The sequence below is a fragment of the Pseudomonas sp. 382 genome (assembly GCF_002759075.1).
Lineage (GTDB): Bacteria > Pseudomonadota > Gammaproteobacteria > Pseudomonadales > Pseudomonadaceae > Aquipseudomonas > Aquipseudomonas vlassakiae.
This window is the reverse complement of the sequence record NZ_PEMX01000066.1, coordinates 1-8,100: the sequence shown is the minus strand read 5'-3', so window position 1 is coordinate 8,100 and position 8,100 is coordinate 1. Positions and strand designations below refer to the sequence as shown.

Genomic DNA, 8,100 nt, shown 5'->3' with positions numbered 1-8,100 from the left:
ATGCATTCTTTATCGGCGCTTTGGTGGAAGGGGTGGGGCGATGTCTCCCACGGTCTGTACTGCTGCGAACAGTCAGAATCGGGCATTTAGTCCCACCACCCCTTCAAGTCTAACCATACAAGCGGGCTTGCCCGCGATGCGCCGCGCGGGCGGCGCTCGATCTCATAGGCGCTGAAAATCCAAAGGCGGGCACCTGTCAGCCCTCACACCTTCTTCTGCTTCACAGGCGTCGTCTCGATGCCATCGAGAATCGCCTCGATGACGCCTTCCGCCATTTCAATCGCATGCAGGTTCGACCAGAACATGCCGCGGCCTTCTTCGCGCATGTAGTCCAAGGCTTTGTAGCCGGTCTCATAGGCGCAGCGCAGGTACAGCGCTACGTGAACCAGGGCATCTTCAGCAGCAATGTTCGGGTTGACGGTAAATCATGCCTCGTGCCCGGCGTCACAGCGGCCGAAGGATCGGGAGGAAGTGGAGGGAAGGGGTGGATCGGGGACGATTTTCTTGATCATAGGGATTCGCCTGTTAAAGGCTGGCCCTCAATTCGTTACCACACGACTTGGGAGGCAGCTGTACGCAGGGTGGTAAACCGGACGAATCCCAAACCCGGCAGGCTCGAAAGCCTCCCGCGCACAGCCGCCATTGGCTGCCATTCAGAATTCGTACTCCGGGTTACCACACCCGATCGCCAAGTTATTCGGCGACGGATGAAGCCTAGAGGCAGAGATTCCCACTGAGAAGGTGATGGCAGGGGACGCGGGTCGTAGGATATTTCCCGAAGCCCAAGCTGGACAGCCATTCCAGAAAAATTCAGAAAAATCTGCGAGGGAACGGGCACTCTGTGGTGCGGGCTTGCCCGCGAAGCAGGCAACGCCATGGATGGCACCGGCTTCGCCGGTGTTCGCGGGCACGCCCGCTCCCACAGGGTCCCGCGCCAATCCTGAGGTTATGTATCAGCCCGGCCGAACGACCTCGCCAGTAGCGAGGTTGCGAATCACACTCGGATTCTTCCGCCCGCCCAGTGCCCCACCGAGCACCAGGTCCAGCTGGCCATGAAAATACTGTTCCACCCGCAAGCGGGTCTTGGCCGCCGGGCGCCCGCCCGGATTGCAAGAGGTGGAAATCAACGGCCCGACCAAGGCACACAGCTCGCGCACCACAGGGTGATCACTGACCCGCAGCGCCACGGTGTCGTGCTGCCCGGTCACCCACTCGGGCAACAGGTCCTGGTGCGGTACCAGCCAGGTGTTCGGCCCCGGCCAGGTGCTGCCCATACGGTCGATCCAGTCCTCAGGGAAGTCCTCGAACAGGAAGTCGAACTGGCGGATGTTGTCGGCGATCAGGATCAGCCCTTTATCCACAGGCCGCGACTTCAGCGCCAGCAGGCGATACACCGCGTCCTCGTTCCAGGGGTCGCAGCCCAGGCCCCAGACCGCTTCCGTCGGATAGGCGATCACCGCGCCTGCCCGGATCTCACGTGCGGCTTGTTGCACACGAAAACTGCTCACCATTTACGTCTCTCCGCCCATTAACCTTAGCTTGCGCGCAGTTTACTCAGCCAGCGCGGGCAAACCAACGCCCGGCAACATTGCTGACACGGCCTTCAAGCTCCAGTTCCGTCAGTTGCGCCAGCACTTCGGCCAGCGGCAGGTCGCCGAAATGGGCCAGATTCTCGCTGGTCTGTGGCGCGGCATGCAGCAGGGCAAGCAACGGATGCGTCGGTTTATCCACAGCAGCTGGCGGCAGGTTCTGCCAACCGCGCAGGCTTTCCAGAATCTGCTCCACGCTTTCCACCAACAGGGCGCCATCGCGGATCAGCTGGTGGCAGCCCCTGGCTGCCGGGTGGTGGATCGATCCGGGAATCGCATACACCTCGCGACCCTGCTCAGCCGCCAGGCGGGCGGTGATCAGCGAGCCGCTGGCAAGGCTGGCCTCGACCACCAGCACGCCGAGCGACAGGCCGCTGATGATGCGATTGCGCCGCGGGAAGTTGCCCGGCAAAGGCCCGGCATCGAGCGGATACTCCGACACCAGTGCACCGCCCATGTCGATCATCATCCGCGCAAGGTCGCGGTGGCGCTGTGGATAAAGTTTTTGCAAGCCTGTGCCGAGCACGCCAATGGTGCCCCCTGCGACCTCCAGTGCCGCCCGATGAGCGGCGCCATCGATGCCCAGGGCCAGCCCGCTGGTGATGGTGAAACCGGCCTGCGCCAGCCAGCGGGAAAATGCCCTGGCCGTGTCGAGTGCCGGAGGTGTGGCACGCCTGCTGCCCACAATGGCCAACTGAGGTCGGTCGAGCAATGCCGGATTGCCTGCAACGAAAAGCAGCGGCGGGGCATCATCGATTTCCTTCAGCAATGCCGGGTAATCAGGCCGGTCCCACATCAGTAAATGCTGGCCCGGGCGCTCTAGCCAGGCCATTGCAGCCAGTGCACCGTCGCGTACTTCGGCACTGCGCCGCGCATCGATGGTGGCTTGTGGAATACCCAGCGCGCGCCAGGCCGGGCCGGGTGCGCTGAGCGCTGAAGACGCACTGCCAAAGGCCTCCAGCAGGCTGCGAAAACGTCGCAATCCGGTCTCGGGCAGGCGATGCAGGCGTAATCTGGCCTCCAGTTCGGCAGGTGAACAAGGCGACGAATGGTCATTCAGCATGGAGATCATCCTTGATCGAAACAGGGCCATCTACGTGGCACAACCTGTGGATAAGTTTGTGAGTAACACTTTGAAAAGCTGTCCATGATTTGGCGGCTATCAGGCCTATAGAGACCCTAGCCGAGCTTTCACAGGTGCTGAAATCCCCGTTTCCCTTTATTATGTGTGCTCAGTTTTCAACCGACCGCACAGTGACTGCCTGACCTTATGGCCATCTTGAACATTCTCGAATTCCCGGACCCGCGCCTGCGCACCATTGCCAAACCGGTAACGGTGTTCGACGACGCCCTGCGTCAGCTGATCGACGACATGTTTGAAACCATGTACGAAGCCCCTGGTATCGGCCTGGCCGCCACCCAGGTCAACGTGCACCAGCAGGTCGTGGTCATGGACCTCAGCGAAGACCGCAGCGAGCCGCGCGTGTTCATCAACCCGACTGTCGAAGAACTGACCCACGACATGGGCCAGTACCAGGAAGGCTGCCTGTCGGTTCCTGGCTTCTACGAGAACGTCGACCGCCCCCTGCGCGTGCGGGTCAAAGCCCAGGACCGCGACGGCAAGCCATTCGAGCTGGAATGCGAAGGCCTGCTGGCGGTGTGCGTGCAGCACGAGTTCGACCACCTCAACGGCAAGCTGTTCGTCGACTACCTGTCGCAGCTCAAGCGCGACCGGATCAAGAAGAAACTGGAAAAGCAGCACCGCCAGCAAGCCTGACCCCCACCTCCCAGAAGGCTTGCTCCGGCAAGCCTTTTTCTTTTGCAAGCGAGAACTCCATGCGCATCGTCTTTGCAGGCACTCCAGAGTTTGCCGCCGAACACCTCAAGGCCCTGCTCGACAGCCCGTACGAGATCGTGGCCGTCTATACCCAGCCCGACCGCCCTGCCGGCCGGGGCCAGAAGCTCATGCCGAGCCCGGTCAAGCAATTGGCCGTCGCCCACGACATCCCTGTGTTCCAGCCGCCGACGCTGCGCAATGCCGAAGCACAGGAAGCACTGGCCGCGCTCAAGCCAGACCTGATGGTGGTGGTCGCCTATGGCCTGATCCTGCCGCAAGTGGTCCTCGACATCCCGCGCCTGGGCTGTATCAACAGCCACGCCTCGCTGCTGCCACGCTGGCGCGGAGCTGCGCCGATCCAGCGCGCCGTAGAAGCCGGCGACGCCGAGAGCGGCGTGACGGTGATGCGCATGGAAGCCGGCCTGGACACTGGCCCGATGCTGCTCAAGGTGGTCACCCCGATCAGCGCCGACGATACCGGCGGCAGCCTGCACGACCGCCTCGCCGAAATGGGGCCTCCCGCTGTGGTCCAGGCCATTGCCGGCCTGGTCGACGGTTCGCTGCACGGGGAAGTGCAGGACGACGCCCTGGCCACTTATGCCCACAAGCTGAACAAGGACGAAGCGCGCATCGACTGGAGCCGCCCGGCCGTCGAGCTGGAGCGCCTGATCCGCGCCTTTAACCCGTGGCCGGTCTGCCATAGCACCCTGGATGGCGAAAGCGTCAAGGTGCTGGCTGCCAACTTGTCCACAGGCAAGGGTGCCCCGGGCGAGATCCTCTCCGCCAGCAAGGACGGCCTCGTCGTCGCCTGCGGTGAACAGGCACTGAGCCTGACGCGCCTGCAGCTGCCCGGTGGCAAAGCGCTGAGCTTCAGCGACCTGTTCAACAGCCGCCGCGAGAAGTTCGCCGCCGGCAAGGTGCTGGACCAATGAATCCACGCCTCGCCGCCGCCCGTGCCCTTGCCGCTGTACTCAGCGGCAAGGCCTCGCTGAACAGCTCGCTGCCAGCGCAGCTGGACAAGGTCGATGAACGCGACCGGGGCCTGACCCAGGACCTCGCGTTCGGTACCGCCCGCTGGCAGCCTCGCCTCGATCTATTGGCGGCACAACTGCTGCAGAAGCCGTTCAAGGCAGCCGATGCCGATGTGCAGGCGCTGCTGCTGGTCGGCCTGTATCAACTGTTCTACACCCGCATTCCGGCCCACGCCGCCATCGGTGAGACCGTCGGCTGTGCCGACAAGCTGAAGAAGCCTTGGGCCAAAGGCCTGCTCAATGCCGTGCTGCGCCGCGCCCAGCGCGAAGGCGAAGAATTGCTCGCCGGCATGGAGCGCGATCCGGTGGTGCGCACCGCGCACCCGCGCTGGTTGCAGAAGTCGCTGAAGGCCTTCTGGCCGGAGCAGTGGGAGGCCATCTGCGCCGCCAACAATGCCCACCCGCCGATGATCCTGCGGGTCAATCGCCGCCACCACAGCCGTGACGCCTACCTGGCACTGCTGGCCGAAGCTGGCGTCAGCGCCAGCGCCTGCCAGTACAGCCGTGACGGCATCGTGCTGGCCGAAGCCTGCGACGTGCGCGGCCTGCCAGGCTTCGCCGAAGGCTGGGTCAGCGTGCAGGACGAAGCCGCGCAGCTGTCCGCCGACCTGCTCGAACTGGCCCCCGGCCAGCGCGTGCTCGACGCCTGCTGCGCTCCAGGCGGCAAAACCTGCCACCTGCTCGAAGCCGAACCCGGCTTGGCTCACATGACGGCCATCGACCTCGAAGCCAAGCGCCTGACCCGTGTGCGCGAGAACCTCGACCGCTTGCAGCTGGACGCCGAGCTGATCGCCTGCGACGCCCGCGACACCGCCAGCTGGTGGGACGGCAAACCGTTCCAGCGCATCCTGCTCGACGCACCGTGCTCAGCCACTGGTGTGATCCGCCGCCACCCAGACATCAAGCTGACCCGCCAGGCCGAGGACATTCCGGCCCTGGCCACACTGCAAGGCGAGCTGCTCGATGCCCTGTGGCCGACCCTGGAAGTGGGCGGCATGCTGCTGTACGCCACCTGCTCCAGCCTGCCGACCGAAAACACCGAAGTGATCGATGCCTTCCTCGCCCGCACCCCGGGAGCCCGTGAGCTGGACCTGGCCACCGAAGCCGGCCTGCGCCAGCCCCACGGCCGCCAGCTGCTGGCCCAGGAAGGCGGTCACGACGGTTTCTACTATGCCAAGCTGATCAAGATCGCCGCCTCGCGCGGCTAAAGCACACAGGGTAGGGAGTAGCGGATGAAGATCATCATCCTCGGCGCAGGGCAGGTAGGCGGTACGCTGGCGGAACACCTGGCCAGCGAAGCCAACGACATCACCGTGGTCGACACCGATGGCGACCGCTTGCGTGACCTCGGCGACCGTCTGGACATCCGTACCGTGCAGGGCCGCGGTTCGCTGCCGACGGTGCTGCGCCAGGCCGGTGCCGACGACGCCGACATGCTGGTGGCAGTGACCAACAGCGACGAAACCAACATGGTCGCCTGCCAGGTGGCCTACACGCTGTTCCACACCCCGACCAAGATCGCCCGGGTGCGCGAGTCGGCCTACCTGACCCGCGAAGAACTGTTCGACAACGACCATATCCCGGTCGATGTGCTGATCAGCCCCGAGCAGGTAGTGACCAACTACATCAAGCGCCTGATCGAACACCCAGGCTCGCTGCAGGTGATCGACTTCGCCGAAGGCAAGGCCCAGCTGGTGGCGGTGAAGGCCTACTACGGCGGCCCGCTGGTGGGCCAGCAGCTGCGCCAGATCCGCGCGCACATGCCCAACGTCGATACCCGCGTGGCGGCGATCTTCCGTCGCGACCGGCCGATTACCCCAAGGGGCGACACGGTGATCGAAGCCGATGACGAAGTGTTCTTCATCGCCGCGAAGAAGGACATCCGCGCCGTGATGGGCGAGCTGCGCCGCATCGACGAGACCAACAAACGCATTGTCATCGCTGGCGGCGGGCAGATCGGCGAGCGCCTGGCCGAAGCCATCGAGAGCCGCTACCAGGTGAAGATCATCGAGATGAGCGCGGCACGCTGCCGGCACCTCTCCGATACCCTGGAAAGCACCGTGGTGCTGCAGGGCAGCGCCTCGGACAAGGACCTGATGCTCGAAGAGAACATCGCCGACGCCGATATCTTCCTGGCCCTGACCAACGACGACGAAGCCAACATCATGTCGTCGCTGCTGGCCAAGCGCCTTGGCGCGGGCAAGGTCATGACCATCATCAACAACCCGGCCTATGTCGACCTGGTGCAGGGTGGCGAAATCGACATCGCCATCAGCCCGCAGCTGGCCACCATCGGCACCTTGCTGGCGCACGTGCGACGCGGCGATATCGTCAGCGTGCACTCGCTGCGCCGCGGTGCGGCCGAGGCCATCGAGGCGGTGGCGCACGGCGATTCTAAGTCGAGCAAGGTGGTCGGCAAGGCTGTGGAAAACATTGCCTTGCCACCGGGCACCACCATCGGCGCGATCATCCGCGACGAGGAAGTGTTGATCGCCCATGACGACACGGTGATCGAGTCGGGCGACCATGTGATCCTGTTCGTTGTGGATAAAAAGCACATTCGCGATGTGGAGAAGCTGTTCCACGTCGGCTTGAGTTTCTTCTAGGAGAAGACGGCATGCGTGAATCGCTGGAGAAGATGCTGGCCAAGGGTGTGGATAACCCGCTGCTGAGGTTTGGCCTGGGCAAGGCCTGGCTGGATGAGGGCCATGGCGCGGAGGCGGCGCTGCACCTGGCACGGTGTGTGGAGCAGGATCCGAAGTATTCGGCGGCGTGGAAGCTGTTGGGGAAGGCGTATCAGCTGGTCGGTGACCTGGCAGCGGCGCGCAAGGCCTGGGAAGACGGGATCGTGGCGGCTCAGGCCCATGGTGACAAACAGGCCGAGAAAGAGATGACCGTATTCCTGAAGAAATTGAACAAGGTCTGACATTGCCGGGGCTGCTTTGCAGCCCTTTCGCGACGCAAGGCCGCTCCCACAAAGTGGACTGCCCCCTAAAAGTTGGACAGTTCTATGCTGCAGCCTGAGCCCTGTACTCAACAGGGCTCAGGCCATTGAGCTTCAGTTTGATGCGGTCATGGTTGTAGTAGCGGATGTATTCGTCCAGGCCCGCTTTCAACTCATCGACACTCTCAAAGCGCTTCAGGTAGAAAAATTCAGATTTGAGCGTACCGAAGAAGCTTTCCATGGCCGCGTTGTCCAGGCAATTGCCCTTGCGCGACATGCTCTGTTTCACGCCTCGCCCACGGAGCTTGTGACGATACTGAGCCTGCTGGTAATGCCATCCCTGATCTGAATGCAGCACAAGCTTCGGCTTCTCTCCCAAGCAGTCGAGGGCCTTGTCGAGCATGTTCCCAACCAGGCTGTAGCAAGGACGTTTGGCCGTTTCGTACGCCACGATTTCACCGTTGTACAAATCCATAACCGGCGAGAGATAGAGCTTCTGTTGCGCCACCTTGAATTCAGTCACGTCGGTCACCCACTTCTGATTAGGTCGTTGGGCAACAAAATTTCGCTCTAGCAAATTCGCCGCCACCTTGCCGACAACACCACGATAGGAACGGTATTTCTTAGGCCGTACCACTGACTTCAACCCTTGCTCAGCCATCAGTCGTTCAACGACCTTCTTGTTAACCAGCTTGTCCT

Annotated in this window: 8 protein-coding genes and 1 pseudogene; 5 read left to right on the top strand and 4 right to left on the bottom strand. The window is 62.9% G+C overall.

The features are described from left to right. Window positions 1-203: 203 nt before the first annotated feature. The 3 genes and pseudogenes from CQW31_RS30200 to dprA form a co-directional block, all read right to left on the bottom strand. Window positions 204-512, bottom strand: a pseudogene (locus CQW31_RS30200) (hypothetical protein). A 441-nt stretch (window positions 513-953) separates the two neighbouring features. Further along, complete coding sequence (locus CQW31_RS30190) at window positions 954-1,511, bottom strand: L-threonylcarbamoyladenylate synthase (protein WP_011953122.1); 558 nt, start codon at window positions 1,509-1,511, stop codon at window positions 954-956. A 43-nt stretch (window positions 1,512-1,554) separates the two neighbouring features. Further along, a complete protein-coding gene (gene dprA, locus CQW31_RS30185) occupies window positions 1,555-2,652 on the bottom strand; it encodes a DNA-processing protein DprA (RefSeq protein WP_099816077.1) in 1,098 nt (365 codons plus the stop codon). A 207-nt stretch (window positions 2,653-2,859) separates the two neighbouring features. Here dprA and def point away from each other — a divergent pair, with 207 nt between their 5' ends. Genes def through CQW31_RS30160 form a run of 5 tightly spaced genes read left to right on the top strand, consistent with a single transcriptional unit; the run spans window position 2,860 to window position 7,383 of the window. Further along, window positions 2,860-3,366 (top strand): peptide deformylase, encoded by a 507-nt coding sequence (def, locus tag CQW31_RS30180; protein WP_054884415.1) that lies wholly within the window; start codon window positions 2,860-2,862, stop codon window positions 3,364-3,366. A gap of 59 nt (window positions 3,367-3,425) precedes the next feature. Then, entirely contained in the window at window positions 3,426-4,358 is a 933-nt protein-coding gene (gene fmt, locus CQW31_RS30175; RefSeq protein WP_099816076.1) for a methionyl-tRNA formyltransferase, read from the top strand. Next, window positions 4,355-5,665, top strand: a complete 1,311-nt coding sequence (gene rsmB / locus CQW31_RS30170) for a 16S rRNA (cytosine(967)-C(5))-methyltransferase RsmB (RefSeq protein WP_054884417.1) — start codon at window positions 4,355-4,357, stop codon at window positions 5,663-5,665. The genes fmt and rsmB overlap by 4 nt, the downstream gene beginning before the upstream one ends. A gap of 24 nt (window positions 5,666-5,689) precedes the next feature. Continuing rightward, window positions 5,690-7,063, top strand: a complete 1,374-nt coding sequence (gene trkA, locus CQW31_RS30165; protein WP_099816075.1) for a Trk system potassium transporter TrkA — start codon at window positions 5,690-5,692, stop codon at window positions 7,061-7,063. 11 nt (window positions 7,064-7,074) lie between these two features. Then, on the top strand, window positions 7,075-7,383 hold the full coding sequence (locus CQW31_RS30160; protein WP_054884419.1) for a tetratricopeptide repeat protein: 309 nt from the start codon (window positions 7,075-7,077) through the stop codon (window positions 7,381-7,383). Window positions 7,384-7,465: 82 nt separating this feature from the next. Here CQW31_RS30160 and CQW31_RS30155 read toward each other — a convergent pair. After that, window positions 7,466-8,100, bottom strand: a 635-nt coding sequence (locus tag CQW31_RS30155; protein ID WP_143524246.1) for an IS3 family transposase, incomplete at its 5' end; no start/stop codon positions are given.

Excerpts from the sequence above, each read along its gene's own strand:
- CQW31_RS30160 (WP_054884419.1), top strand. The coding sequence starts at position 7,075 with ATGCGTGAATCGCTGGAGAAGATGCTGGCCAAGGGTGTGGATAACCCG.
- dprA (WP_099816077.1), bottom strand. The coding sequence starts at position 2,652 with ATGCTGAATGACCATTCGTCGCCTTGTTCACCTGCCGAACTGGAGGCC.
- fmt (WP_099816076.1), top strand. The coding sequence starts at position 3,426 with ATGCGCATCGTCTTTGCAGGCACTCCAGAGTTTGCCGCCGAACACCTC.
- CQW31_RS30190 (WP_011953122.1), bottom strand. The coding sequence starts at position 1,511 with ATGGTGAGCAGTTTTCGTGTGCAACAAGCCGCACGTGAGATCCGGGCA.
- def (WP_054884415.1), top strand. The coding sequence starts at position 2,860 with ATGGCCATCTTGAACATTCTCGAATTCCCGGACCCGCGCCTGCGCACC.
- rsmB (WP_054884417.1), top strand. The coding sequence starts at position 4,355 with ATGAATCCACGCCTCGCCGCCGCCCGTGCCCTTGCCGCTGTACTCAGC.
- trkA (WP_099816075.1), top strand. The coding sequence starts at position 5,690 with ATGAAGATCATCATCCTCGGCGCAGGGCAGGTAGGCGGTACGCTGGCG.